The organism is Streptomyces sp. NPDC001157 (assembly GCF_053598255.1).
Map to the genome: position 1 here is coordinate 1 of NZ_JBSFJW010000004.1, position 24,336 is coordinate 24,336.

General features: G+C 69.9%; 26 protein-coding genes. 11 read left to right on the plus strand and 15 right to left on the minus strand.

Going from position 1 to position 24,336, the window contains the following annotated elements; genetic code table 11:
• Positions 1–281, plus strand: a 281-nt coding sequence (locus ACWDAG_RS08275) for a hypothetical protein (RefSeq protein WP_450694806.1), incomplete at its 5' end; no start/stop codon positions are given.
• Between the two features lie 168 nt (positions 282–449).
• On the opposite strand, the gene ACWDAG_RS08280 is transcribed toward ACWDAG_RS08275, so the two are convergent.
• Positions 450–1,091: a DNA-3-methyladenine glycosylase gene (locus ACWDAG_RS08280; RefSeq protein ID WP_450694807.1), complete on the minus strand. Its 642-nt coding sequence runs from the start codon at positions 1,089–1,091 to the stop codon at positions 450–452.
• 137 nt (positions 1,092–1,228) lie between these two features.
• Here ACWDAG_RS08280 and ACWDAG_RS08285 point away from each other — a divergent pair, with 137 nt between their 5' ends.
• The 3 genes from ACWDAG_RS08285 (at position 1,229) to ACWDAG_RS08295 (ending at position 3,244) form a co-directional block, all read left to right on the plus strand.
• Positions 1,229–2,011, plus strand: coding sequence for a sporulation protein (locus ACWDAG_RS08285; protein WP_450694808.1), 783 nt, complete (start codon positions 1,229–1,231; stop codon positions 2,009–2,011).
• Positions 2,012–2,053: 42 nt separating this feature from the next.
• On the plus strand, positions 2,054–2,593 hold the full coding sequence (locus ACWDAG_RS08290) for a YbhB/YbcL family Raf kinase inhibitor-like protein (RefSeq protein ID WP_450694809.1): 540 nt from the start codon (positions 2,054–2,056) through the stop codon (positions 2,591–2,593).
• A gap of 144 nt (positions 2,594–2,737) precedes the next feature.
• Positions 2,738–3,244 (plus strand): HNH endonuclease, encoded by a 507-nt coding sequence (locus tag ACWDAG_RS08295; protein ID WP_450694810.1) that lies wholly within the window; start codon positions 2,738–2,740, stop codon positions 3,242–3,244.
• Between the two features lie 63 nt (positions 3,245–3,307).
• Here the strand turns inward: ACWDAG_RS08295 and ACWDAG_RS08300 are convergent, their stop codons facing one another.
• From ACWDAG_RS08300 to ACWDAG_RS08310, 3 genes are all read right to left on the minus strand, one after another.
• On the minus strand, positions 3,308–4,252 hold the full coding sequence (locus tag ACWDAG_RS08300) for an SPFH domain-containing protein (RefSeq protein ID WP_099927853.1): 945 nt from the start codon (positions 4,250–4,252) through the stop codon (positions 3,308–3,310).
• A gap of 131 nt (positions 4,253–4,383) precedes the next feature.
• Complete coding sequence (locus ACWDAG_RS08305; RefSeq protein ID WP_450694811.1) at positions 4,384–4,815, minus strand: NfeD family protein; 432 nt, start codon at positions 4,813–4,815, stop codon at positions 4,384–4,386.
• A 93-nt stretch (positions 4,816–4,908) separates the two neighbouring features.
• The gene (locus ACWDAG_RS08310; RefSeq protein WP_450694812.1) at positions 4,909–5,700 is read right to left on the minus strand and encodes an ABC transporter ATP-binding protein; all 792 of its coding nucleotides are present in this window, start codon (positions 5,698–5,700) and stop codon (positions 4,909–4,911) included.
• 140 nt (positions 5,701–5,840) lie between these two features.
• Here ACWDAG_RS08310 and ACWDAG_RS08315 point away from each other — a divergent pair, with 140 nt between their 5' ends.
• Positions 5,841–6,629, plus strand: coding sequence for a hypothetical protein (locus ACWDAG_RS08315; RefSeq protein WP_450694813.1), 789 nt, complete (start codon positions 5,841–5,843; stop codon positions 6,627–6,629).
• A 251-nt stretch (positions 6,630–6,880) separates the two neighbouring features.
• Here the strand turns inward: ACWDAG_RS08315 and ACWDAG_RS08320 are convergent, their stop codons facing one another.
• The 3 genes from ACWDAG_RS08320 to ACWDAG_RS08330 all read right to left on the minus strand — a co-directional run bounded on the left by ACWDAG_RS08320 (position 6,881) and on the right by ACWDAG_RS08330 (position 9,078).
• On the minus strand, positions 6,881–7,129 hold the full coding sequence (locus ACWDAG_RS08320; protein WP_099927856.1) for a chaplin: 249 nt from the start codon (positions 7,127–7,129) through the stop codon (positions 6,881–6,883).
• A gap of 169 nt (positions 7,130–7,298) precedes the next feature.
• Positions 7,299–7,940, minus strand: a complete 642-nt coding sequence (locus tag ACWDAG_RS08325) for a response regulator transcription factor (protein ID WP_344403680.1) — start codon at positions 7,938–7,940, stop codon at positions 7,299–7,301.
• Positions 7,933–9,078, minus strand: coding sequence for a GAF domain-containing sensor histidine kinase (locus ACWDAG_RS08330; RefSeq protein WP_450694814.1), 1,146 nt, complete (start codon positions 9,076–9,078; stop codon positions 7,933–7,935). Before ACWDAG_RS08330 ends, ACWDAG_RS08325 begins: the two co-directional genes overlap by 8 nt.
• 225 nt (positions 9,079–9,303) lie before the next feature.
• Between ACWDAG_RS08330 and ACWDAG_RS08335 the strand changes: the two genes are divergently transcribed.
• The 3 genes from ACWDAG_RS08335 (at position 9,304) to ACWDAG_RS08345 (ending at position 12,138) form a co-directional block, all read left to right on the plus strand.
• On the plus strand, positions 9,304–10,002 hold the full coding sequence (locus ACWDAG_RS08335) for an SDR family NAD(P)-dependent oxidoreductase (protein WP_450694815.1): 699 nt from the start codon (positions 9,304–9,306) through the stop codon (positions 10,000–10,002).
• The gene (locus ACWDAG_RS08340) at positions 9,999–11,042 is read left to right on the plus strand and encodes an S-adenosylmethionine:tRNA ribosyltransferase-isomerase (RefSeq protein ID WP_450694816.1); all 1,044 of its coding nucleotides are present in this window, start codon (positions 9,999–10,001) and stop codon (positions 11,040–11,042) included. Before ACWDAG_RS08335 ends, ACWDAG_RS08340 begins: the two co-directional genes overlap by 4 nt.
• A gap of 340 nt (positions 11,043–11,382) precedes the next feature.
• A complete protein-coding gene (locus tag ACWDAG_RS08345; RefSeq protein ID WP_450694817.1) occupies positions 11,383–12,138 on the plus strand; it encodes a transglycosylase SLT domain-containing protein in 756 nt (251 codons plus the stop codon).
• Positions 12,139–12,260: 122 nt separating this feature from the next.
• Here the strand turns inward: ACWDAG_RS08345 and ACWDAG_RS08350 are convergent, their stop codons facing one another.
• Positions 12,261–14,780, minus strand: coding sequence for an FHA domain-containing protein (locus ACWDAG_RS08350; protein WP_450694818.1), 2,520 nt, complete (start codon positions 14,778–14,780; stop codon positions 12,261–12,263).
• 241 nt (positions 14,781–15,021) lie between these two features.
• Here ACWDAG_RS08350 and ACWDAG_RS08355 point away from each other — a divergent pair, with 241 nt between their 5' ends.
• Together ACWDAG_RS08355 and serB are read left to right on the plus strand one after the other, a co-directional pair.
• Positions 15,022–16,902: a streptophobe family protein gene (locus tag ACWDAG_RS08355; RefSeq protein ID WP_450694819.1), complete on the plus strand. Its 1,881-nt coding sequence runs from the start codon at positions 15,022–15,024 to the stop codon at positions 16,900–16,902.
• Between the two features lie 826 nt (positions 16,903–17,728).
• Positions 17,729–18,943, plus strand: a complete 1,215-nt coding sequence (serB, locus tag ACWDAG_RS08360) for a phosphoserine phosphatase SerB (protein WP_450694820.1) — start codon at positions 17,729–17,731, stop codon at positions 18,941–18,943.
• Between the two features lie 109 nt (positions 18,944–19,052).
• Here serB and ACWDAG_RS08365 read toward each other — a convergent pair whose 3' ends face one another.
• From ACWDAG_RS08365 to ACWDAG_RS08380, 4 genes are all read right to left on the minus strand, one after another.
• Entirely contained in the window at positions 19,053–19,571 is a 519-nt protein-coding gene (locus ACWDAG_RS08365; protein WP_450694821.1) for a SixA phosphatase family protein, read from the minus strand.
• A gap of 65 nt (positions 19,572–19,636) precedes the next feature.
• Complete coding sequence (locus ACWDAG_RS08370) at positions 19,637–19,843, minus strand: hypothetical protein (protein ID WP_450694822.1); 207 nt, start codon at positions 19,841–19,843, stop codon at positions 19,637–19,639.
• 171 nt (positions 19,844–20,014) lie between these two features.
• The gene (locus tag ACWDAG_RS08375; protein WP_097262240.1) at positions 20,015–20,131 is read right to left on the minus strand and encodes an SGM_5486 family transporter-associated protein; all 117 of its coding nucleotides are present in this window, start codon (positions 20,129–20,131) and stop codon (positions 20,015–20,017) included.
• Positions 20,132–20,174: 43 nt separating this feature from the next.
• Complete coding sequence (locus ACWDAG_RS08380; RefSeq protein WP_450694823.1) at positions 20,175–21,473, minus strand: CynX/NimT family MFS transporter; 1,299 nt, start codon at positions 21,471–21,473, stop codon at positions 20,175–20,177.
• A gap of 70 nt (positions 21,474–21,543) precedes the next feature.
• Between ACWDAG_RS08380 and ACWDAG_RS08385 the strand changes: the two genes are divergently transcribed.
• The gene (locus ACWDAG_RS08385) at positions 21,544–22,233 is read left to right on the plus strand and encodes a FadR/GntR family transcriptional regulator (RefSeq protein ID WP_450694824.1); all 690 of its coding nucleotides are present in this window, start codon (positions 21,544–21,546) and stop codon (positions 22,231–22,233) included.
• On the opposite strand, the gene ACWDAG_RS08390 is transcribed toward ACWDAG_RS08385, so the two are convergent.
• The 3 genes from ACWDAG_RS08390 to fabG form a co-directional block, all read right to left on the minus strand.
• A complete protein-coding gene (locus ACWDAG_RS08390; protein ID WP_450694825.1) occupies positions 22,214–22,561 on the minus strand; it encodes a hypothetical protein in 348 nt (115 codons plus the stop codon). The two genes, ACWDAG_RS08385 and ACWDAG_RS08390, sit on opposite strands and share 20 nt — an antisense overlap.
• Positions 22,562–22,732: 171 nt before the next feature.
• Positions 22,733–23,500 (minus strand): enoyl-ACP reductase FabI, encoded by a 768-nt coding sequence (fabI, locus tag ACWDAG_RS08395; protein ID WP_450694826.1) that lies wholly within the window; start codon positions 23,498–23,500, stop codon positions 22,733–22,735.
• A gap of 5 nt (positions 23,501–23,505) precedes the next feature.
• A complete protein-coding gene (gene fabG / locus ACWDAG_RS08400; protein WP_450694827.1) occupies positions 23,506–24,210 on the minus strand; it encodes a 3-oxoacyl-[acyl-carrier-protein] reductase in 705 nt (234 codons plus the stop codon).
• Positions 24,211–24,336: the final 126 nt, after the last annotated feature.

The window sequence follows — 24,336 nt, forward strand, 5'->3', positions numbered from 1 at the left end:
TATCAACATATCTGGCGTTGATTTTTGGCACGCTGTTGAGTTCTCAAGGAACGGACGCTTCCTTTGTACTCACCCTCTCGGGCTTTCCTCCGGGCAGTTTCCCTTCGGTCTTGCGTTTCCGACTCTATCAGACCGTTTCCCGATCCGATTTCCTCGGCGCTTTCCAGGTTCCCGCTTTCGCGTTTCCCTTTCCGGCGGTTCCGACTCTATCAGATCCTTTCGGGCCTGATTCCCTGCCGGCGGGGCCTTTCGACATTCACTACGTTAACCGATTCCCGTGACAAACTCATAATCGAGTTCTGCGAGTCCGAAATCAGGCATGCGGGCACGCCGAATTCGACCCCGCCGAGGGGCGATCGTAGGTAGTGGTTTGGCCGCTTCCGGCTGCTGGCGATTGCCGTACCCGGTTCAAGCGGCTCGGGCTACGTTACGCACCTTCCAGGGACGCGTCAACTTGAGCGGCGCCTCGGAACATGGGCCCTATAAGGGCTCACCGTCGGGTCGTCGGCGATCCAGAAGCGCCACGGGTGCACGCCCCCGTCACCTGCCACGCCGGTGCGCGGACCGTTGCGTACCTGGTCGGGGGCGACGGCGGTGCCCGTCAGGATCCGCAAGGGGGTGTCCCCAGGGGTGCAGGCATCCGTGCCGTCAAGATCGCGGGCCACGTCCAGGGCTGTGGCCAGGCGTGCGGGCCCTTTGGCCAGTTCCTTGTCGTTTCGGGCCGAGAGTCGACGTTTACGAGCGAGCTCGGCGCCCTCGATGATCTCGCCGGCCCGGAGCAGGACCGCGCTCGCCTTCCCTTCGGGGCCGCACACCAGGTTCATGCAGAACCACATGCCGTAGGTGAAGTAGACGTATACGTGCCCGGGCGGACCGAACATCACGCCGTTTCGGGCCGTGCGGCCGCGATAAGCGTGGGAGCCGGGGTCGTTCGGGCCGTCGTAGGCCTCTACCTCTGTGAGGCGCAGAGCGATCGGACCGTCCGGTGTCGTACGCACGAGTACGCGGCCCAGGAGGTCGGGGGCGACTTCCAGGACGGGGCGGTCGAAGAACTCCCTGGGGAGTGGCGTACGGTCCGGTGGCGCGATCATGGGGTACGAGCCTAGTCCAGACGGGTGGAGGCCAAAGGGTGGTCAAGGTTCCCTCTCCTTGCCAGGGTGTGGGGCGGAACCGGCCGTACCCGGATCGCGTTTGTAGGGATCAAGGGTCCACACGTATAGGGAGAGACATGGCGTTCAAGAAGCTGCTCGCGAGCCTGGGGGCCGGTGGGGCTTCGGTCGAGACGGTGCTGACCGAGGTCAACGTCGTTCCGGGCGGCGTCGTCCAGGGTGAGGTGCGGATCCAGGGCGGGTCCGTGAACCAGGACATCGAGGGCCTGTCCGTGGGGCTGCAGGCCAAGGTCGAGGTCGAGAGCGGCGACGAGGAGTACAAGCAGAACATCGAGTTCACCAAGGTCAGTCTCGGTGGGGCCTTCGAGCTGCAGGCCGGGGCCGTGCACGCGGTGCCGTTCGGGCTCGAGATCCCGTGGGAGACACCGATCACGATGATCGACGGGCAGGCGCTGCGCGGGATGAACATCGGGGTGACGACCGAGCTGGCGATCGCGCGGGCCATCGACTCCGGTGACCTGGACCCGATCAATGTGCACCCGCTGCCGGCGCAGAAGGCGATCCTGGACGCGTTCATCCAGCTCGGGTTCCGCTTCAAGAGCGCGGACATGGAGCGCGGGCACATCCGGGGTACGCGGCAGAGGCTGCCGTTCTACCAGGAGATCGAGTTCTTCCCGCCGTCGCAGTACCGCGGGCTGAACCAGGTCGAGTTGAGCTTTGTGGCCGACGAGCACGCCATGGACGTCATCCTGGAGATGGACAAGAAGCCCGGTCTGTTCAGCGAGGGCAGTGACACGTTCCGGTCGTTCCAGGTGGGTCTGCACGACTTCCATGGGACCGACTGGGCTGCGTACCTCAACCAGTGGCTGTCCGAGGTCGGCAGCAAGCGCAACTGGTTCTAGGCTCGGAACTGCTGATTCCGTCATCGATCAGGAGGTACCGAGGTGACCGAGCTCAAGCGGCGGCCGCTCCCCCATGACTTCCATCCGCCCGTGCCGTCGTTCACGGTGACGAGTGAGGACGTCGAGGAGGGCGCCACGCTCAAGGACGCTCAGGTCTACGCGGCCGGCAACACCTCGCCGCAGCTGCGGTGGGAGGGTTTCCCGGCTGAGACCAAGAGCTTCGCCGTGACCTGCTACGACCCTGACGCTCCGACGGGGAGCGGGTTCTGGCACTGGACGGTGTTCGACATTCCGGCCTCGGTGACCGAGCTGCCGGCCGGTGCGGGCAGCGGCAAGTTCGAGGGGCTGCCCGAGGGTGCTGTGCAGGTGCGCAACGACTACGGGAGCAAGGACTTCGGCGGAGCTGCTCCGCCGCCCGGTGACGGGCCGCACCGGTATGTGTTCACGGTGTACGCCGTGGACCAGGAGAAGTTGGGCCCGGATTCCGATGTCTCTCCCGCAGTCGTCGGTTTCAATCTGCGGTTCCACGCGATCGCGCGTGCCCAGCTGATCGGTGAGTACGAGGTGCCCGCCGAAGACTGACGTTCATGGAACGTTTGCCCGCCTCTGGTCTTGGAATTGATCAGGGGCGGGCAGTTTTTATTGCGTTGTCCATCTCGGCGTGCCCGGCCAGAGTTGATCCAAGCCCGCCAGGGGGTGGGCCGGTGCGCATAGGAGGTGGGCTGGATGCGGGACACGCTGGTGCTGAACGCGAGCTTTGAGCCGCTGTCGACGGTGACATTGAATCGAGCCGTCGTTCTGGTGCTGCAGGACAAGGCCGTCGTCGAGCAGGCCCACCCCGAACTGCGCATGCGTGGAGCCGCGGTCGACATACCCGCGCCCCGGGTGATCCGGCTGTGCAGGTACGTAAGGGTGCCGTTCCGAAGACAAGCTCCGTGGTCGAGGCGGGGTGTGCTGATCAGGGACCGGCACCGGTGCGCGTACTGCGGTCGGCGGGCGACCACCGTGGACCATGTTGTGCCTCGCGCACAGGGCGGTCAGGACTCGTGGCTGAACACGGTGGCCTCGTGCGCGGAGGACAACCACCGCAAGGCGGACCGGACTCCGGAGCAGGCGGGTATGCCGTTGCTGCGGCAGCCGTTCGAGCCGACGCCTCAGGATGCGATGCTTTTGACGCTGGGTAGCGAGGAGTTCGAGGCGCTTCCGGACTGGCTGGCCCAGCCTGCCGCCTAGGCCATACGCACAACTGGGGCTCACCTCCGTCGGGAGGTGAGCCCCAGTGTCGTACAGGAGCCGTCAGTCGATCGACGGCTTCTCCCGGCGTTCCGGGGCCTTCTCCGAGCCTCCGCCGCCTGAGTTGCCGCCGAACGGGCCGAAGTTGCCCATGGCACCGGAGAGGCCCTTGAGGGCGTCGCCGATTTCGCTGGGGACGATCCAGAGCTTGTTGGCGTCGCCCTCGGCGATCTTCGGGAGCATCTGGAGGTACTGGTAGCTGAGGAGCTTCTGGTCGGGGTCGCCGGCGTGGATGGACTCGAAGACCGTGCGGATCGCCTGGGCTTCGCCCTCGGCGCGCAGGGCGGCGGCCTTGGCCTCACCCTCGGCGCGCAGGATCTGGGACTGCTTCTCACCTTCGGCGGTGAGGATGGCGGCCTGGCGCGTACCTTCGGCAGTGAGGATCGCGGCGCGCTTGTCACGGTCGGCGCGCATCTGCTTCTCCATCGAGTCCTGGATGGAGGTGGGCGGTTCGATGGCCTTGAGCTCGACGCGGTTGACGCGGATGCCCCACTTGCCGGTGGCCTCGTCCAGGACGCCGCGCAGGGCCGCGTTGATCTCCTCGCGGGAGGTCAGGGTCCGCTCGAGGTCCATGCCACCGATGATGTTGCGCAGCGTGGTGACGGTGAGCTGCTCGATCGCCTGGATGTAGCTGGCGACTTCGTAGGTCGCGGCCCGGGCGTCGGTCACCTGGTAATAGATGACCGTGTCGATGTTGACGACCAGGTTGTCCTGGGTGATCACCGGTTGCGGCGGGAAGGGCACGACCTGCTCGCGGAGGTCGATGCGGTTGCGGATGGTGTCGATGAACGGGACCACGATGTTGAGGCCCGCGTTGAGTGTCCGCGTGTAGCGGCCGAAGCGCTCCACGATGGCGGCGCTGGCCTGTGGGATGACTTGGATTGTCCTGATCAGGGCGATGAAGACCAACACCACCAGAATGATCAGGACGATGATGACCGGTTCCATCGTCGTTCCCCGTACCCTTCTCCGCCTCGGCGCTTTCGGAAGATCTTATGGTTGTTGAAGATCTTGCTGGTCGAGTCTGACAGACCGTCGCACAACTCGTGGGCTGTTCGCTTCAGTTGAGTCCTACGAGGTCAGATGACGATCGCGGTGGCCCCTTCGATCTCCACGACATCCACTTCCTGCCCCACTTCGTAGGCGCTGTCGGCGTCGAGCGAGCGCGCCGACCAGACCTCGCCGGCCAGCTTGATGCGGCCTCCGGAGCCGTCGACGCGTTCGAGCACGACGGCCTGCTTGCCCTTCAACGCCTCGACTCCAGTGGCGAGTTGGGGGCGTTGCGCGCTGTGCCGGACCGCGATGGGGCGTACGACGGCGATGAGGGCGACCGAGACGACGACGAAGGCGAGCACCTGGGCCACGGCACCGAAGCCCACCCCTGCCATCACGGCGGCGGCGACGGCGCCCACTGCGAGCATGCCGAACTCCGGCATCGCGGTCACCACGAGCGGGATTCCGAGCGCAGCCGCGCCGACGAGCCACCACACCCATGCGTCGATGTCGTTCACATGGTCATGGTAGGACCGCGGGTCCCGCCTCGGACAGGGCGCGATGTGGCTGGACGGGCTTCTTACCCGTGTTTTCGCGCGGGCTTCACACGGTCAGGACAGCGGCAGGCCCTGGGCGGTCCAGCGGTCGCCGACCTGTTCGACGACGAGCGGGAGGCCGAAGCAGAGGGAGAGGTTGCGGGAGGTGAGCTCGAGTTCCAGCGGGCCGGCGGCGAGGACCTTGCCCTGGCGGATCATCAGGACGTGGGTGAAACCGGGGGCGATCTCCTCGACGTGGTGGGTGACCATGATCATCGAGGGGGCGATCGGATCGCGGGCGAGGCGGCCGAGGCGGCGGACCAGGTCCTCGCGGCCGCCGAGGTCGAGGCCGGCGGCGGGCTCGTCGAGGAGGAGGAGCTCGGGGTCGGTCATCAGGGCGCGGGCGATGAGGGTGCGCTTGCGCTCGCCCTCGGAGAGGGTGCCGAACTTGCGGTCCACGTACTCGGTCATGCCGAGGCGGTCGAGGAAGGCGCGGGCGCGCTGCTCGTCGATGTCCTCGTAGTCCTCGTGCCAGCCGGCGGTCATGCCGTACGCGGCGGTCAGCACGGTCTGCAGGACGGTCTGGCGCTTGGGGAGCTTGTCGGCCATGGCGATGCCGGCCATGCCGATGCGGGGGCGCAGTTCGAAGACGTCGACCTTGCCGAGGGTCTCGCCGAGGATGCTCGCGGTGCCGCTGCTGGGGAAGAGGTAGCTGGAGGCGACGTTCAGAAGGGTCGTCTTGCCCGCGCCGTTGGGGCCGAGGATGACCCAGCGCTCGCCTTCCTTCACCGACCAGGAGACCTGGTCCACCAGAGCCCGGCCCTCACGGACCACGGATACGTCCTGAAGCTCCAGAACATCGCTCATGAGCGCGTTGTCTCCCCTTGCAGTGTGACCGGTCTCGGCGTCTCGGCTGTCGCGTGCGCGCCTTCGGGCGCAGCCTTCGATGAAATCTACGCCACCGGCCGCCCGGCCCATTCCATCGGTCCGGTCCTTAGGGTGGGGGCATGTTCTCGGAACCGCGTTCAGGACGCTTTGCCGCTTGGGGAAACGCCCTTTTGGCCGGACTTGTCTCGCCGGACGACGCCGTGCTGGCGATCGTCGGGGACGATGCCGTGCATCGCATGGAGGGGCTGCCCGGCGAGTCGGCGCCCGTCGGGCTCACGCTGGCGCTGGGCCGGCTGCGGGCGCTCGGCGTCACGGGGCTGCGGGTCGCGCTGCCCGCGCCGGGGCATCCGCTGGGGCTGAGCGGGCCGCCGGAGTTCAATGCGCGGGCGATGGACGCCGAGGAGGCGGTCATCTGTTACGGCGCCGCGCTCGGGCTGGTTCCCGAGGTGTACGAGGCCGGGCCCGACGGCGATGTGCACGTGGAGGTCGTGTGGCACTGTCTGCCGGTGCGGGAGGCTCCGCCGGCCGATGTGCCCTCGCTGGGTGAGGCCGAGCGGGAGCTGGCGGAGGCGTTGCGGGAGGCGACGGAGGTGCTGTCGCAGTTGGACGTCGCCGGGTCGGGGCCGGTGGCGGAGGCGGCGATCGATGCGTACCGGGCGCGGGCGGAGCGGGGGCGGGAGGTGCTGGCTCCGGGGTATCCGCCACGGGCGGTGCGGGTGCTGGAGCTGGCGCAGCGGGTGGGGCTGCTGATTTCCCTTGCTCATGGCAACGGGCACGGGGGTGCGGTGAGCGCCGGGGAGATGGGGGCGCGGGCTCAGGCTCTGCGGCCGGTGGAGCGGACGGCTCGGCGGGCGCAGGTCGCCGCGTACAACTCCGTTGTGGAGGAGCGGGAGCGGGGGGTGCGGTGAGCGCCGGGTTCTGTGTGGTCGGCGGTTGTGTGGTCGTCCCTGGGGGCTTTGCCCCCAGACCCCCTTTGTCGGCCTGAACGGCCTCGTCCTCAAACGCCGGACGGGCTGAGAGTGCCGACCGGAGCCGTAGAACGACTGCTCTCAAAAGAGCGAATGCCCTCAAAGTGCCGTAAGGCGACCGTCCTCAAAAAACTGACCGGCCTCCCGGGATGCCCGGGAGGCCGGAGTCACTGCATGCGGTGTGGCCTGCGTCAGTGGTTGACGGCCAGGTTGCCGAAGGCGGGGTTCAGCACGCCGACGACGTTCACGCTGTTGCCCGAGACGTTCACCGGGACGTGCACCGGGGCCTGGACCACGTTGCCCGAGACGATGCCGGGCGAGCCCACGGCCGTCCCGTCGGCGTGCGCACCGCCGGTGGTGGCGGAGGCCATTCCGGCTCCGGCGGCGAGCAGACCGCCGGCCACCATCGTCACAGCCGCTGCCTTCTTCAGGTTCTTCACTTTCCAAGCCCTCCCTAGCGGTTGCTACGGCAATCGCCGCAGCACGCACTGAAGAACGGCGGAGATCCACGGAGGATGCGCCATGTGGGGGACATTCCCACGACGGTATGAATCTCAGTCCGGAACGGAACCCTCCGTATTGCCGCGGCGTCCCCGCGCGCGGCCTGTTTCAACCGGTCACACCGTGGCGTACGGCCCACAGCGCCGCCTGGGTGCGGTCCGCCAGATCGAGCTTCATCAGGATGTTCGAGACGTGGGTCTTCACGGTCTTCTCGGACAGGACGAGGGCGCGGGCGATCTCGCGGTTCGAGCGGCCGTCCGCTATCAGGCCCAGCACCTCGCGCTCCCGTTCCGTGAGTGAACCGCCTCTTCCCTGGCCCGAGTTGGCCTCCTCCTGGGACAGCAGGGCGCCCGCGACCTCGGGCTGGAGCAGGATGTGCCCGGCGTGCACCGAACGGATGGCGCCGGCCAGGGCATCCGGGTCCACGTCCTTGTAGACGTATCCGGCGGCGCCCGCGCGCAGGGCCGGGACCACCGTGCGCTGTTCGGTGAAGCTGGTGACGATCAGCACGCGCGCGGGGTTGTTCAGCTCGCGGAGCTTGCGCAGGGCGTCGACGCCGTCCATGCCGGGCATCTTGACGTCCATCAGCACGACGTCGGGCTGCAGTTCCTCGGCGCGGGCGACTCCTTCGGCGCCGTCGGCAGCCTCACCCACGACCTCGATGTCGTCCTGCACCTCGAGGAACGTGCGCAGGCCGCGGCGGACCACCTGGTGGTCGTCGACGAGCAGCACCTTGATTGCGTCAGCCACCGGGGACCTCCATCTCGATCGTGGTGCCCTTGCCGGGCGCCGATTCGACGGTCAGCACGCCGCCGACCCCGCTTGCGCGGTCACGCATGGACACCAGGCCCAGGTGGCGTCCCGCACGGCGTATCGACTTCGGGTCGAAGCCGCTGCCGTCGTCCGTGACGCGCAGGACCGTTCCGCCCTCGCGCCGGGCCAGGGTCACGTCCACGTGCTGCGCCCCGGAGTGCCGCAGGGCGTTGTGCAGGGCCTCCTGGGCGACGCGCAGGACGGCCTCCTCCTGGGCGGCGGGCAGGGCGCGCACACCACTGCTGTCGAAGGTCACACGCGCGGTGTGGGCGCGGTCGAGGACCTGGATCTGGGTGCGCAGGGTGGCGACCAGTCCGTCCTCGTCGAGGGCTGCGGGGCGCAGCTCCACGACGGCGGCGCGCAGTTCGTCGGCGGCCTCGGCGGCGAGCGCGGCCACCTGCTGCAGCTCGCCCTTGGCACGGGAGGGGTCGCGGTCGACGAGAGCGGCGGCGGCCTGTGCGGTCAGGCGCAGGGAGAAGAGCTTCTGGCTGACCGCGTCGTGCAGCTCGTGGGCGAGGCGGGAGCGCTCCTCGGCGATGGTCAGCTCGCGGCTGCGCTCGTACAGGCGGGCGTTGGTGAGGGCGATCGCGGCGTGCTGGGCGAGGATGGCGAGCAGGTCCTCGTCCTCCTCGGTGAAGCCGCAGCTGCCTTCCGGCTTCGGGCAGTTCTTATTGGCCAGGAACAGGGCGCCGATGACCTCGTCGCCGTCCCTGATCGGCAGGCCCAGGAAGTCGGACATGTCGGGGTGGGCCGAAGGCCAGCCCTCGAAGCGGGGGTCCTTGCGGACGTCGGCGAGGCGCTCGATCTTCGCTTCCTGCAGCATCGCGGCGAGGATGCCGTGCTGGCGCGGGAGCGGGCCGATGGCCTTCCACTGTGCCTCGCTCACACCGTCGACCACGAACTGGGCGAAGCCGCCGTGGTCGTCCGGGACGCCGAGGGCGGCGTACTGCGCGTCGAGCAGCTCGCGGGCCGAGGCGACGATCGTCTTGAGGACGTCGCGCACCTCGAGATGCCTGCTCATGGCCAGCAGCGCGGAACTCACCGCGGTGAGGCCGGACCGGGGGCCGTGACTCATGCCCTCAAGGTACCGGCGGGGTGTGACAACGCGGATCGGACCTGTGACGGCGCGGCCTGCGCCGGTGGGCCTAGGCCGGGCGGACTAGGACCGGGGCCCCGGACGGGCGGCTTAGTCCGAAGGACCCCGGCTCGTTGGGGCCCGCGTCCGAGGCGGGGCGGGCTGCTCGGTTCCTACGTTGAGGTCACCGCCGATCGACGGGCGGGCGAGACGAGGGGACGTGTCATGCCGGTAGCGATCATCACGGGGGCTTCGAAGGGGCTGGGGAGGGCGCTGGCCGAGGCATTGGCCGCACGCGGCTGGGATCTGGTGCTCGACGCAAGGACGGAGGGGGTTCTCGCGGAGGCGGCGGGGGCGGTGTCCGCGTACGGCACGCGGGTGAGCGCCGTGCCGGGGGATGTCACGGACGCCGGTCACCGGGCGGAGCTGGTGGCGGCCGCGGGGAAGCTGGGGGGCATCGACCTGCTGGTGAGCAACGCCAGCGCGCTGGGCGCCGAGCCGCTCGTACGGCTGGAGCAGCTGCCCCTGGAGGGGTTCAGGCGGGCGCTTGAGGTGAACGTGGTGGCCGCGCTGGCCCTGGTCCAGGAGGCGCTGCCGCTGCTGCGGGCCTCCGAGGCCGGCTCGGTGATCGCAGTCAGTTCGGACGCGGCCGCCGAGGCCTACGAGACGTGGGGCGGGTACGGCGCCTCCAAGGCGGCCCTCGACCATCTCGCGGCGGTGCTCGGCGAGGAGGAGCCCGGGGTGCGGGTCTGGGCGGTCGACCCCGGGGACATGGCCACGGACCTGTATGCGGCGGCCGTACCTGACGACGGCGATCCACGGCCGGCACCGGCGAGTGTGGTGCCGGCGTTCCTGCGGCTGCTGGACGAGCGGCCGGTATCCGGCCGGTATGCGGCTCCGGCGCTGCTGGAGGGGCAGCGATGACGGTGGCGGTGCACGTGCCCGAGGAACTGTCGGCCCGGATCCCGGTCGAGCAGCGCGGGGCCGGGCTCGGCCGGGATGCCGTACGGCTGCTCGTGTCGCATGGGACCGAGGTGTCGCACCATGCGTTCGCCGAGCTGCCGCGGCTGCTGCGGGCCGGGGATCTGCTCGTCGTGAACACCTCTCCCACGCTGGCCGCCGCCGTGGACGGGCGGGCCGGGCACGCGCGCGTGGTGGTGCACTTCTCCGCGCGCGGGGACGACGGGCGGTGGGCGGTCGAGCTGCGGGATCCGGACGGGAAGGGCACCACGCGCGCGCGTGCGGGCGGGCCCGCGGGTCTGGAGGTGCGGCTGCCCGGGGGCGGACGACTGGCCCTGGAGGAGCCGCTGAGCGCGCGCGGCGACCGGTTGTGGTGGGCGCGGGTGTCCGGGCCCGGGATCCTCGAGATGCTGCGGGAGCACGGGCGGCCCATTCGCTACCCCTATACGGAGCGGGACCAGCCGCTGTCCGCATACCAGACGGTGTTCGCGCTGCCGTCCGCCGACGGGACGGGCAGTGCGGAGATGCCGAGTGCGGCGCGGCCCTTCACGGCGCGACTGGTGGCGGAGCTGGTGAGCCGGGGTGTGCAGTTCGCACCGGTCACCCTGCACACCGGGGTGGCCTCGGCGGAGGTGCACGAGCCGCCGTATCCGGAGCGGTTCTCGGTGCCGACGGCGTCGGCGCGGCTGATCAATGCCGTGCGGGCGGGCGGCGGACGGGTCGTCGCGGTCGGGACGACGGCCGTGCGGGCCGTGGAGTCGGCGGCGGGGCCGGACGGCCGCGTACGCGCGCGTGAAGGGTGGACTGATCTCGTGGTCACCCCGGAGCGCGGGGTGCGGGTGGTGGACGGGCTGCTGACCGGGCTGCACGAGCCGGAGGCCTCGCATCTGCTGATGCTGGAGGCGATCGCCGGTCGGGCCGCGATCGACCGCAGCTACGAGGAGGCGCTGCGCGGGCTCTACCTGTGGCACGAGTTCGGGGACGTCCACCTCATCCTCCCGTAGGAGGACCCTCACACAGTGAATCGCTCTAGCAACTCATGGTGAGACTGTTGCGGCGTCGATGTGAGCCCGCGCATAGGGCGCAGATCACGTACGAAGGGCGATAGGAGACAACCCTCCCCTCATGAGCGGGACGAACAGTCCAGTCTGTCCGTTTTTGCCCTTGCCCGATCCACTACCGGGGATCGTACGTCACACCTTTGCCACGACATTTTGCGGCCGCTAAGAATGGCTGTCGTCGCTCAGCGCCGCGGGTTCCCCCCGCGGCGTTTGTGCGGGAAGGACCCGTGTCCCCCGCCTGACAGAGAGCGACCTCCGCGCTATTCGAAGAGGTCCGTCTGCCATGCTCAAGAACACCAACATTCGCCGTCTCAGTCGTTCGCTGACCCGTCACCAGAAGGTCGCGATGGCGGGTGTCGCCACCCTCGGTGCCGCCGCTCTCGCGTTCTCCGCGGTGCCCAGCAACGCCGAGACGACCACGAACGAGGCCACCGTCTCGACGGCCAAGGTGGAGTACGGCACCGGCCAGATCAAGGACGTCAAGGCCAGCGTCACCGACCAGCTCGCCGGTGCCAGCCTGAAGGCCGAGGCCATCAAGGCGAAGGCCGAGGCCAAGGCCAAGCAGAAGGCCGCCGCCGCGGCTGCCGCGAAGAAGGCCGCCGCGAAGAAGGCCGCCGCCGCGGCCGCGGCCAGGAAGGCCGAGGCCGCGCGCAAGGCGAAGGAGGCCGCGAGCCGGTCCGCCCACCGTGCCGCGATCAAGCCGGTCGCCAAGACCTACGCGAACAACCTCGACGGCTGGATCAGGAACGCGCTCGACATCATGCAGGCCAAGGGCATACCGGGCAGCTACAACGGCCTGTACCGCAACATCATGCGGGAGTCCTCGGGCAACCCGAACGCCATCAACGACTGGGACATCAACGCCATCAACGGCATCCCGTCGAAGGGCCTGCTGCAGGTCATCCCGCCGACCTTCAACGCGTACCACGTGAACGGCACGTCCTGGAACATCTACGACCCGGTCGCCAACATCACCGCCGCCGCCAACTACGCGGCCGACAAGTACGGCTCGATCGACAACGTCAACAGCGCGTACTGAGGTCGGCGCGGACCTCTCCACGTGAACGCCGAAGGGCGGCACCCACTGACGGGTGCCGCCCTTCGCGCCGTACCAGGGACGTCGTACAAGGACGCCCGTACGAGAGCGTCGTAGGACCGCGACTACTTGCGCATGACCTCCGGCTCGTGGCGGCGCAGGAAGCGGGCCACGAAGAACGCGCAGATCACACCGAGCGCGATCAGGGCGATCATGTCCATGCTCCAGGCGCCCACGGTGTGCTCCCAGAGCGGGTCGTTGGGCTTGCCCTTGCCGGGCGGGCTGATCCTGTTGAAGTCGAGCGTGGTGCCCGCGGCGGCGACGGCCCAGCGCGAGGGCATCAGGTACGAGAACTGGTTGACGCCGATCGCACCGTTCAGGGCGAAGAGGCAGCCGGTGAAGACGACCTGGACGATCGCGAACATGACCAGCAGCGGCATGGTCTTCTCGGACGTCTTCACCAACGCGGAGATGATCAGGCCGAACATCATCGAGGTGAAGCCCAGAGCCATGATCGGGATGGTGAGCTCGAGCAGCGGGAGATTCTTGAGGACCAGGCCCTCCGTCGGGATCTTGCGGCTGGCGAAGCCGATCATGCCGACCATCAGGCCCTGCAGCACCGTGATGAACCCGAGCACGAAGACCTTCGACATCAGGTACGCGGAGCGGGACAGGCCGGTCGCGCGCTCCCGCTCGTAGATGACCCGTTCCTTGATCAGCTCACGGACGGAGTTCGCGGCACCGGCGAAGCAGGCACCGACCGCGAGGATCAGCAGCACGGTGGTGGCCGTGCCGTTCGGGACGGGCTGCTGGGTCGTCGGGTTGATCTCCGTGTTGACCAGCAGGTCCTTGCCCGAGTCGATGAGCAGGCTCACCGAGCCGAGGACGAGCGGCAGGATCACCGTCAGGGCGAGGAATCCCTTGTCGGAGGCGATGACCGAGACATAACGGCGCACCAGGGTGCCGAACTGGCTCATCCAGCCCTGTGGCTTCGGCGGCTTCATCGCCTGCATCGGAGGCATCTGTACGGACTGTGGTGCAACGGCGTCGATGTCCGCGGCGTACATCTGGTAGTGCTGCGAGCCCTTCCAGCGTCCCGCCCAGTCGTAGTCGCGGTAGTTCTCGAAGGCGGAGAAGACGTCGGCCCAGGTGTCGTAGCCGAAGAAGTTCAGGGCCTCCTCGGGCGGGCCGAAGTAGGCGACCGCGCCGCCCGGTGCCATCACCAGGAGCTTGTCGCACAGCGCCAGCTCGGCCACGGAGTGGGTGACGACCAGGACCGTACGGCCGTCGTCGGCGAGGCCGCGCAGCAGCTGCATGACGTCGCGGTCCATGCCCGGGTCGAGGCCGGAGGTCGGCTCGTCCAGGAAGATCAGGGACGGCTTGGTGAGCAGCTCCAGGGCCACCGAGACGCGCTTGCGCTGGCCGCCGGAGAGGGAGGTGACCTTCTTCTCCTTGTGGATGTCCAGCTTCAGCTCGCGCAGCACCTCGTCTATGCGGTTCTCGCGCTCCTGAGCCGTGGTGTCGGCGGGGAAGCGCAGCTTGGCCGCGTACTTGAGGGCCTTCTTGACCGTCAGTTCCTTGTGCAGGATGTCGTCCTGCGGGACCAGACCGATGCGCTGGCGCAGCTCGGCGAACTGCTTGTACAGGTTGCGGTTGTCGTAGAGGACGTCGCCCTGGTTGGCCGGGCGGTAGCCGGTGAGCGCCTTGAGCAGGGTCGACTTGCCCGAGCCGGACGGGCCGATGACCGCGATCAGGGACTTCTCCGGGACGCCGAAGGAGACGTCCTTGAGGATCTGCTTGCCGCCGTCGACCGTGACGGTCAGATGCCGGGCCGAGAAGGACACCTCACCGGTGTCGACGAACTCCTCCAGGCGGTCGCCGACCAGGCGGAACGTGGAGTGGCCGACGCCCACGATGTCGTTCGGGCCGAGCAGCGCCGAGCCGCCCTTGGCGATCAGCTGGCCGTTGACATAGGTGCCGTTGTGCGAGCCCAGGTCGCGGATCTCGAAGCGGCCGTCGGGCGTCGCGTGGAACTCGGCATGGTGGCGGGAGACCTGGAGGTCGGAGACCACCAGCTCGTTCTCCAGGGCACGGCCGATGCGCATGATGCGGCCGATGGAGAACTGGTGGAACGTGGTCGGGCTGCGGTCGCCGTAGACCGGCGGCGCTCCCGCGCCGGCACCGGGGCCCTGTTGCTGCGGAATCGGTGCGGCGGCCTGCTGCGGCTGCTGCCAGCCTGGCTGCGGGGCCTGTTGCTGCGGCGGTGCCTGCTGCTGCGGTGTCTGCTGAGCCCAGCCGGGGCCCGCGCCCTGGGCGGCGTACGGCTGCTGCTGGGGCTGGGCGACGGCGGCCGCCGCGCCGGTGACGTGGACCAGCGGGCCGTCGGTCGCGTTGCCGAGGTGCACCGCGGAGCCGGGCCCGATCTCCATGTGATGGATCCGCTGCCCCTGCACGAACGTGCCGTTGGTGGAGCCCTGGTCCTCGATGACCCAACTGCGGCCGCCCCAGCTGATCGTGGCGTGACGCCAGGACACTCTGGCGTCGTCGAGCACGATGTCCCCCTGCGGATCACGTCCGAGGGTGTACGGCCTGGACGGGTCGAGCGTCCAGGTACGTCCATTCAATTCCAGTACGAGTTCCGGCACTCCATGCCCCACTGAGTAGTCCCCCGAGTTACCCCCAACACAGGGAGTCTAGGGATGTCGAACATCGTCGGGAACTATTTCAGGCTCGCCCCCCTGACCGAAAGTCGGGCCTTGTGAACCACCACGCGCATACGCATCGACTGGTTCCGTTGACGGGGTTGAAACCGACCCGGAGAGTGGTAATCCACGCGAGGGGGACATGCGCGGCCGCCGTGCCGCATTGCGGATCGGGGGGTCTGCCATGAGCGCGTCCATGGGCACGTCGTCGAGTGTCGAGTCCGTCGGGAGCGGCACCAGGGTGCCGTGGGGGGACGTCCTGCTGTCCGCGATCGCCTCTGTGAGCTGGGCGTTGATGGGGATGGCGGGCACGGCGGCGCTCGGCCTGCATCTGCTGGAGGCGGACGCATCGGGCTCGCTCGGACCGATGACCGCGGCGGTGGTGGCACTTGGGGCGGGTGGGTCGGTCACACCGTCCGGCGACGTTTCGGCGTTCGGCCTGAAAGGCGCTCAGGCGCATACGGCCGTCACGATCACGCCATTGGGCGTGAGCCTGGTCGGCGCACTCCTGCTCTCGTGGTTCTTCCTGCGGTCCTTGCGGGCGGCGGGAGTTGTGATCGCACCGGCCGAACTCCTCGCGCGCGCGGGCGCGGTGGTCGCGCTGTTCGTGGCGACGCTGGGCGGACTGGCCTGGGCGGGGCACGACGTCATCACGATCGACGGCGGTTCGCTGGGCCTCGACAAGCTGCCCGGCGGAGGCGGCGGGGGCGGGGGCGGCGTCAGCATCCCCGGTCTCGGCGACATCGGGGACATCGGCGGGCTGCTGCCCGACAACATCGGCAAGCTCATCGACGCGAAGGCGGCGGTGGGCTTCACCGTCGACACGGCGCCCACGCTTCTGGGCGGGTTCGGCTGGTCGGCCGGCATCCTGCTGATCGCCCTGCTGGCCTCGCGCCGCACTCCCCTGCCGCGCGGCTGGGAGGCCGTGCACCGGGTCGTACGGCCGGCGGTGTCGGCGATCGTCACCGTGATGCTGCTGGCGGTGGCGGCGGGGTTCGCGGCTGGGGCGTACGCGGCGATCGGTGACGACCATCCGAAGCGGATCTTCGGAGCCGCGCTGCTGGGCGCTCCCAACGGCACCTGGCTGGGCATCCCCGTCGGCCTGTTCGTGCCGTTCGACGGCAAGGCGACCGGCGTACTGACCAAGTTCCTGCCGGACCCCCTGGACAACCTGCTCACGGCGAAGACCGACCAGTCGGTGACGCTGGGGCGGCTGGCCGACCTGGACGGGCGGGTGTGGCTGCTCGCGGTGGCGGCGGCCGTGATGATGCTGCTGGCGGGGGTGCTGGCCGCGGTGCGGACGCCGGTGGGGGCCGGGGCTTCACCTGCTCAGGGTTCCTCGGGCGTACGAGGTCCGGGGGCCCTCGGGTTCGCCGGGCGGTGCGCGGTGCGGCTGGGGATCGTCACGGCGCTGACGCTGCCCTTGCTCGCATGGCTGACGGAGGTGTCGGTGGACGCCTCGCTGTCGGTGCTGGGCTTCGATGCGTTCGGTGCCGGGATCGAGCTGCACGGGCACCTCGGCATGGCACTGCTGCTGGGTGCCCTGTGGGGTGCGGGAGCGGGGGCTGCCGGAGCGTTGCTGGCGTGGGCGAGCGGTGCGGCGGGGCGGCGGGCGGCGCCGTTGGCGTCGGGCGGCGGAGGCGCGGCGGTGTCGGCCGGGGATGCCGCGTATCCGCAGTACGTGCGCGAAGCCGGGGGCGTGTCGGGGCCGTACACGCCCAGTACGCCGTACCGGGCGCCGAACCCCACCACCAATCCGTATCTGCAGCTGCCGGACGAGCTGCGGGAGCCGGAGGACGCGCGGCCGCCGGACGGGGCTCGGCAGGGTCCGCCGGGTGCCCCCGACCGCGGACGGCCGCCTGTCGGCTCGCCACCACCCGGTTCCGGCAACAGCGACATGTACGGCGCACCGACGGTGGCCCGTCCGATGGGCAGCCCACCGCCCCGCACACCACGGCAGCCGCGCCATCCCCGCCGCGGGAACCGATCGCACCCCGGCCCGAACGATGCCCCTCCCCCACCCCAGCCGCCGCCCCCTCCGGGAAGGCCGAAGGACGACCGCTGAGGCGCGGGGGTCGGCCACCGCGGGAACCGGGCTGTCCGGCGTACGCGTGCCGCTCGAGGCGGCCACCGAGAGCGGATGCCACCGGGACAGGCGTCGCCGACCTCTGCGGCACGCGTACGCCGGGCAGAGGCAGACCGCAGAGCGGGATACACCGACCCGACCAGACCGGCCCGTCCGGCACAGGGCGCCGCACACGGACGCGACACTCGCCGAGAGGCGGTGCGGCGGATGCGGCCGAAGCGGCCCGTGCGGTCGTGGCCGACGCGTAGGCCCCCGCCGGGGGAAGTGAGGCGCCGAGCCAGGCGCATCGCTCCCTGGCGGAACCGGGCCGTCCGTCGTGCGTATGTCGCTCTGAGATGTCCGCCGAGTGTCGCCGCGGCCGGGCCGAGGGTACTGCAGGGGCCGCCTCGACCAACCCCAGGGCTTCCGCCGGCCTCGGACAGGCGCTGAGCCGGACAGACCAGCCCGACGGAACCGGCCGCCCCCGCACACGCGCCACCCGAGGCACCCGAGGCACCCGAGGCACCCGAGGCACCCGAGGCACCCGAGGCACCCGCCACAGCGGAAGCAGCCGGGAACGTCGCACCGCCCCCCACCAACCCCCGCCAACCGAGGCAGAGCGCAGAACCGGATACACCGACCCCGGCGCAGGCGCGCCGCCTGAGGCACCCGCCCACAGCCGAAACAGCCGGAGCGTTCTGTGCCCTCGGGGCAGTCGTGGTCCGGCCGTAAGGCTTTCGACATCTGCGCGACGTCCATTGTTCCGTGTCCGGCAGGCGGACCGCGGCGGCGGTCGGCACTGGGTGCCGGATACGGTGGGTACACCATGAGCGCATCGCAGACCTCGACCTCTGACGTCCCCACCCTCCTCGTCAAGATCTTCGGCAAGGACCGGCCGGGCATCACGGCCGGCCTGTTCGACACCCTCGCCGCCTACTCCGTCGACGTGGTCGACATCGAGCAGGTCGTCACCCGTGGCCGGCTCACGCTGTGCGCGCTCGTGACCCCGCCGCCCCACGGCATGGAGGGGGATCTGCGGGCCACCGTCCACAGCTGGGCGGAGTCGATGAAGATGCAGGCGGAGATCATCTCCGGGCGGGGCGACAACCGTCCGCGCGGCCTCGGACGCTCACTGGTCACGGTCCTCGGTCACCCGCTCACGGCGGAGGCGACCGCCCGGATCGCCGCCAAGATCGCCTCCGTCGGCGGCAACATCGACCGCATCTTCCGCCTCGCCAAGTACCCCGTCACAGCGGTCGAGTTCGCGGTGTCCGGCGTCGAGACCGAGCCGCTGCGCACCGCCCTGGTGACGGACGCCGCGGCACTGGGTGTCGATGTGGCGGTCGTCGCGGCGGGGCTGCACCGGCGGGCGCAGCGCCTGGTCGTGATGGACGTCGACTCGACGCTCATCCAGGACGAGGTGATCGAACTCTTCGCGGCGCACGCCGGCTGCGAGGACAAGGTCGCCGAGGTGACCGCGGCCGCGATGCGCGGGGAGCTGGACTTCGAGCAGTCCCTGCACGCGCGCGTGGCGCTCCTGGAGGGGCTCGACGCGTCCGTGGTGGACAAGGTGCGCAGCGAGGTGCGGCTGACGCCGGGGGCGCGGACTCTGATCCGTACGCTCAAGCGGCTCGGGTACCAAGTGGGCGTGGTCTCCGGGGGGTTCACCCAGGTCACGGATGATCTGAAGGAGCGGCTGGGGCTCGACTTCGCGCAGGCCAACACCCTGGAGATCGTCGGCGGCAAGCTCACCGGCAGGGTCACCGGCGAGATCGTCGACCGCGCGGGCAAGGCGCGGCTGCTGCGCCGGTTCGCCGCGGAGGCAGGCGTACCGCTTGCCCAGACCGTGGCGATCGGCGACGGCGCCAATGACCTGGACATGCTCAACGCGGCCGGTCTCGGCGTCGCCTTCAACGCCAAACCTGTCGTGCGGGAGGCCGCGCACACCGCGGTGAACGTGCCCTTCCTGGACACGGTCCTGTATCTGCTGGGCGTCACCCGCGAAGAGGTCGAGGCCGCGGACACGCACCACGAGGAGTAGTCGCCCATATCCGCACGTCGAGGAGCCCGGCACCGTGATGGTGCCGGGCCCCTCGGTCGTCGTGTCGCCTGCTCGCTTCGTCGGTCGTCTAATGGTTTTGCCGTCTCGGCTACTCGGTCGGCGCCCAGTAGTCCAGCAGCGTGGCCACGCCCGGCTCCAGGGTCTTCCAGGGGCCTTCGAAGGACAGGACGGCGAAGGCGGCGGCCGGGAAGCCTCGGCGGTTCATCCGCTCGCCGGCGTCGCCCTCGGACGAGCCGGCCAGGATCTCGGCGAGTCCCTGCACGCCCGGGTTGTGGCCGATGAGTACGGCGTTCTGCACGTCGTCGGGGGTCTCGTTGAGCAGAGCGATCAGCTCGCCTGGTGAGGCCTCGTAGATCCGCTCCTCGTAGACGGTTTTCGGCCGGTGCGGGAACTCATGGACGGCGAGCTTCCAGGTCTCGCGGGTCCGGACCGCGGTGGAGCACAGTGCCAGATCGAAGGGGATACCGGTGTCGGCCAGCTTGCGTCCGGCGACTGCGGCGTCCGTGCGGCCCCGCTCGGCGAGGGGGCGCTCGTGATCGGTCACCTGTGGCCAGTCGGCTTTCGCATGCCGGAAGAGGACGATCCTGCGGGGTTCTGCGACGCTCATGGAACCCAGCTTCGCATGAAACAGGCCATGGGGCGCAGGGAGTTGACTGGCGGCCGAACCGGTGCTCAGCGGCCTATGAGCTGCTGTGCCCGCTCGAAGAGGTGGGTGATCGCCGGGTCGCCCGCCGCCGCCTGCGCGTCCGACGGGTTCAGCATCAGAGCCAGCAGCACGATGAAGGCGAGCGTCGGCAGCGCGAGGGCCCACCAGGGCAGCCGGATGTCGATGCCACCCGGGGTCGCCGGGTGGGGCCGGGTGTGCGACTGGGCCGACATGGGTGCCTCCGCTGGTCTTCGGGTCCTGGGTGATCCGCCTCTCGCGGCCACACCTCGAAGTTACGGAATCCCGAGCCCTCAACCCATCCGGAGATCCACCCAGTTGACCCTGACACTCACCCCCTAGGGGATGGTGGTGCTAGCCCCACCATCGGGCCGCCCGGCGGACGGTCACGGCGAGGCGATCGTCGCGATGACAGCGATGATCACGAAGATGGCGAGGAACGAGCCGAAGACGAGCAGCATCTTCTTCTGGCCGTTCTGGGGGTTCGGGTCGAGCACTGGCATACGGCAAGTCTCGCACCCGCCGCCCGCGGCGGTTCGGCCGGGGTCAGCGGGCCGCCTCGTCCTCCACCGTGCGGTTGCGCCCCGCCAGGACGCCGACGACCATTTGCGGGACCATCAGGGCGGCCATCAGCGCGATCGGCAGCCCCCAGCCGCCACTGTGCTGGTAGAGCACGCCCACCAGCAGCGGGCCCGGGATGGAGATCAGATAGCCGGTGCTCTGCGCGAACGCCGACAGCTGGGCGACGCCCGCGCCGGTCCTGGCCCGCATGCCGACCATGGTGAGGGCCAGCGGGAAGGCGCAGTTGGACACGCCGAGCAGCAGCGCCCAGGCCCAGGCGCCGGCGGCCGGTGCGAGATACAGGCCGGCGTAACCGGCCAGGCCGCAGGCGCCCAGCGCGAGCACGATCGGCCCCTGGTGCGGCAGCCGGGCGGCGACGCGCGGGATGACGAAGGCCAGGGGCACGCCCATCACCATCGTCACGGCGAGCAGCAGCCCCGCCGTGCCCGCGGGCACGCCCGCGTCCCGGAAGATCTGCGCCATCCAGCCCATCGTGATGTACGCGGCGGTGGCCTGCAGCCCGAAGAAGACGGCGAGCGCCCAGGCGGTGCGGCTGCGGGTGATCCGTAGCGTGGGCGCCTCCACGCGCGCGTGCTCCTGCCGCCCGGCCGGCTGCTCGGCGGGCGCCGCGCCCCGCTGCCGTACGAACGGGATCCACGGCAGTACGGCGGCCGCCGCGAGGGCCGCCCACACCGTGAGGCCCGACCGCCAACTGCCGCCCAGCGCCTCGGTCATGGGCACCGTGACCGCGGCCGCGGCGGCGGTGCCCAGGGCGAGCGCCATCGAGTAGAGGCCGGTCATGGAGCCGACCCGGTCCGGGAACCAGCGCTTGACGATGACCGGCATCAGGACGTTGCTGACGGCGATGCCCATGAGGGCGAGCGCGCTGGCGGCCAGGAAGCCGACCGTGCCGCCCACGTACGGCCGTATGAGCAGACCCGCGGTGATGGCGACCATGCCCGCGCACACCACCGCGCCCGGTCCGAAGCGGCGGGCGAGGCGCGGGGCGGTGACGCCGAAGACGGCGAAACAGAGCGGGGGGACGGAGGTGAGCAGCCCGGCCACGCTGCCGCTCATGCCGAGCCCGTCGCGGACCTCTTCGAGGAGCGCGCCCAGGCTGGTGATGGCGGGGCGGAGGTTGAGAGCCGACAGGACGATGCCGAGCACGAGCAGTCTCGTCGTCCACGCGCGCGTGGCGGGTCGCCGGGGCTCGCCCGCGGCCGAAATGGCCGCGGTCGTGAACGTCGTCGTCCGGGTTTCCTCACTTGCCATGCCGTCCATCATAGAATCATTGGATGATTGGTTGTCCATCCCCGGGTCGGCCGGACCCGCCCGCCGCGTGCGAAGGTGTGCCATGCCCCTGAGTCATCCCCGCCGTTCCGCGCTGTCCGAGCAGGTCATCGCCGCTCTGCGGCACGAGATCACCTCGGGCGAGTGGCCGGTCGGCTCCCGCATCCCGACGGAGCCCGAGCTGGTCGAGCAGCTCGGCGTGGCCCGGAACACGGTCCGGGAGGCCGTCCGCGCCCTCGCGCACAACGGTCTGCTGGACATCCGTCAGGGCTCGGGCACGTATGTCGTGGCGACCAGCGAGCTGGCGGGCGTGATGCACCGCCGCTTCGCCGACGCGGACCCGAGGCACATCGCCGAGCTGCGCTCCACGCTGGAGTCGGCAGCCGCGAAGCTCGCCGCCGGGCGGCGCACGGAGAAGGACCTCAAGCAGCTGGACGCGCTGCTGGTGCGGCGCGAGGAGGCCTGGGGGTCCGGCGACGCGGAAGCCTTCGTGACGGCGGACGCGACCTTCCACATGGCCGTGGTGGCGGCCTCCCACAACGACGTGATGACCGCGATGTACGCGGACCTCGGCGAGGTGCTGCGGGACTGGCTGCGCGAGGACGTCGGGCGGGAGCTCACCCCGGAGACGTACATGGAGCACACGCGCCTGGTCGACGCGATCCGCTCGGGCGACGCCGAGGCGGCCGGTGCGGAGGCGGCGAGCTATCCGTTCCTGTGCCGTCCCGGACGGTTCACCGCTTCTGGTGGCTGATCCACACCGAGCCGACTTCCTTCCAGCACCGGCCGGCGAGCCGCACGGTCAGCGCCGGCCCGACGTCGACCGGGGTGCCGTCCGTGTCGAGGTCCCACCAGCGGGCGCACTCGACATGCAGGCTGACACCGTCGGTCTGTGGATAGGGGTTGTGGCAGTACGCGGTCACGTGGGAGCCGGTGACCCTGGTGCGGCACTCGGCGCCGAAGAGCTGCGGTGCCGGTGGTTTCCCGGGCTTCACGCGCGCGTGGGGCATCGCCTCGTACGGCAGGGACATCACGAGAGCGACAGCGACGGTCGCTGAGGCCAGGTTGCGGAAGATGCGCACAAGGGAACCTCCTCGGCCGTGCTGGGGAGGGAATCACGTACTGAACACGTGATCCAGAGTGCGCAGTTGAGCCCCGGCCCGCCCGGCCGGATAGGCCGAACGGGTGACATGCCAAGGGCGCGCGTCCGGCCGGACGCGCGCCCTCGATCCCCGTTCAGACAGCGGCAGCGATCACGCACCGATGGCGTGCAGACCGCCGTCCACGTGGATGATCTCGCCCGTGGTCTGCGGGAACCAGTCGCTCAGCAGCGCGACGATGCCCTTGCCGGCCGGCTCCGGGTCCTTGAGGTCCCACTCCAGCGGGGAGCGGTCGTCCCAGACGGAGGCCAGGTCGTTGAAGCCCGGGATGGACTTGGCGGCCATGGAGGCGAGCGGACCGGCCGAGATGAGGTTGCAGCGGATGTTCTGCTTGCCCAGGTCACGCGCCATGTAGCGGCTGGTGGCCTCCAGGGCGGCCTTGGCCGGGCCCATCCAGTCGTACTGCGGCCACGCGAACTGCGCGTCGAAGGTGAGGCCCACGACCGAGCCGCCGTTCTGCATCAGCGGCAGGCAGGCCATGGTCAGCGACTTCAGGGAGTACGCCGAGACATGCATGGCGGTGGCCACGGACTCGAACGGCGTGTTCAGGAAGTTGCCGCCGAGCGCGTCCTGCGGCGCGAAGCCGATGGAGTGCACGACGCCGTCCAGGCCGCCGAGCTCCTCGCCGACCAGGTCGGCCAGGCGGCCCAGGTGCTCGTCGTTGGTGACGTCGAGCTCGATGACCTTGGTGGGCTTGGGGAGCTTCTTGGCGATGCGCTCGGTCAGCGTGGGCCGCGGAAACGCGGTCAGGATGATCTCGGCGCCCTGCTCCTGGGCCAGCTTTGCGGCGTGGAAGGCGATGGAGGACTCCATCAGCACACCGGTGATCAGGACGCGCTTGCCCTCGAGAATTCCGCTCATGGTGATCAGTGACCCATTCCCAGTCCGCCGTCAACGGGGATGACGGCTCCAGTGATGTACGAGGCGTCGTCCGAGGCGAGGAACCGCACCGTCGCGGCCACCTCCTCGGGCTGCGCGTAACGGCCGAGCGGCACCTGCTTGACGATGCCCTCGCGCTGCTCGTCGCTGAGCACCTTGGTCATGTCGGTGTCGACGAAGCCGGGCGCGACGACGTTGAAGGTGATGTTGCGCGAGCCCAGCTCACGGGCGAGGGAGCGCGCGAAGCCGACCAGGGCGGCCTTGGAGGCGGCGTAGTTGGCCTGGCCGGGGCCACCGTACAGCCCGACGACCGAGGAGATCAGGACGACGCGGCCCTTCTTGGCGCGCAGCATGCCGCGGTTGGCGCGCTTGACCACGCGGAAGGTGCCGGTGAGGTTGGTGTCGATGACCGAGGTGAAGTCATCCTCGGACATGCGCATCAGGAGCTGGTCCTTGGTGATGCCGGCGTTGGCGATCAGAACCTCGACCGGGCCGTGCTCGGCCTCGATCTCCTTGTAGGCCTGCTCCACCTGCTCGGTGTCGGTGATGTCGCACTTCACCGCGAGGAAGCCGGCCGGCGGCTCACCCGAGCGGTACGTGATCGCGACCTTGTCGCCGGCGTCGGCGAATGCGCGGGCGATGGCGAGGCCGATGCCCCGGTTGCCTCCGGTGACGAGAACCGAGCGGCTCAACGGATCACCCTTTCGATAGCGGTCTGATACCCCCGCCCGGACACCTGGATGACAGGCGGCTTCCTCGAAAACCTATCGGGCCGAGACCGTCCGCGGACAATCGGGCACCGACAGTGGCTCACGGGA

Coding starts and splice junctions, on each gene's coding strand:
- ACWDAG_RS08330 (WP_450694814.1), bottom strand. CDS start 9,078: ATGAGTCACGGCCCCCGGTCCGGCCTCACCGCGGTGAGTTCCGCGCTG.
- ACWDAG_RS08315 (WP_450694813.1), top strand. CDS start 5,841: ATGTTCTCGGAACCGCGTTCAGGACGCTTTGCCGCTTGGGGAAACGCC.
- ACWDAG_RS08380 (WP_450694823.1), bottom strand. CDS start 21,473: ATGATGGACGGCATGGCAAGTGAGGAAACCCGGACGACGACGTTCACG.
- fabI (WP_450694826.1), bottom strand. CDS start 23,500: ATGAGCGGAATTCTCGAGGGCAAGCGCGTCCTGATCACCGGTGTGCTG.
- serB (WP_450694820.1), top strand. CDS start 17,729: ATGAGCGCATCGCAGACCTCGACCTCTGACGTCCCCACCCTCCTCGTC.
- ACWDAG_RS08345 (WP_450694817.1), top strand. CDS start 11,383: ATGCTCAAGAACACCAACATTCGCCGTCTCAGTCGTTCGCTGACCCGT.
- ACWDAG_RS08300 (WP_099927853.1), bottom strand. CDS start 4,252: ATGGAACCGGTCATCATCGTCCTGATCATTCTGGTGGTGTTGGTCTTC.
- ACWDAG_RS08365 (WP_450694821.1), bottom strand. CDS start 19,571: ATGAGCGTCGCAGAACCCCGCAGGATCGTCCTCTTCCGGCATGCGAAA.
- ACWDAG_RS08295 (WP_450694810.1), top strand. CDS start 2,738: ATGCGGGACACGCTGGTGCTGAACGCGAGCTTTGAGCCGCTGTCGACG.
- ACWDAG_RS08370 (WP_450694822.1), bottom strand. CDS start 19,843: ATGTCGGCCCAGTCGCACACCCGGCCCCACCCGGCGACCCCGGGTGGC.
- ACWDAG_RS08385 (WP_450694824.1), top strand. CDS start 21,544: ATGCCCCTGAGTCATCCCCGCCGTTCCGCGCTGTCCGAGCAGGTCATC.
- ACWDAG_RS08375 (WP_097262240.1), bottom strand. CDS start 20,131: ATGCCAGTGCTCGACCCGAACCCCCAGAACGGCCAGAAGAAGATGCTG.
- ACWDAG_RS08285 (WP_450694808.1), top strand. CDS start 1,229: ATGGCGTTCAAGAAGCTGCTCGCGAGCCTGGGGGCCGGTGGGGCTTCG.
- ACWDAG_RS08310 (WP_450694812.1), bottom strand. CDS start 5,700: ATGAGCGATGTTCTGGAGCTTCAGGACGTATCCGTGGTCCGTGAGGGC.
- ACWDAG_RS08335 (WP_450694815.1), top strand. CDS start 9,304: ATGCCGGTAGCGATCATCACGGGGGCTTCGAAGGGGCTGGGGAGGGCG.
- ACWDAG_RS08280 (WP_450694807.1), bottom strand. CDS start 1,091: ATGATCGCGCCACCGGACCGTACGCCACTCCCCAGGGAGTTCTTCGAC.
- ACWDAG_RS08355 (WP_450694819.1), top strand. CDS start 15,022: ATGAGCGCGTCCATGGGCACGTCGTCGAGTGTCGAGTCCGTCGGGAGC.
- ACWDAG_RS08340 (WP_450694816.1), top strand. CDS start 9,999: ATGACGGTGGCGGTGCACGTGCCCGAGGAACTGTCGGCCCGGATCCCG.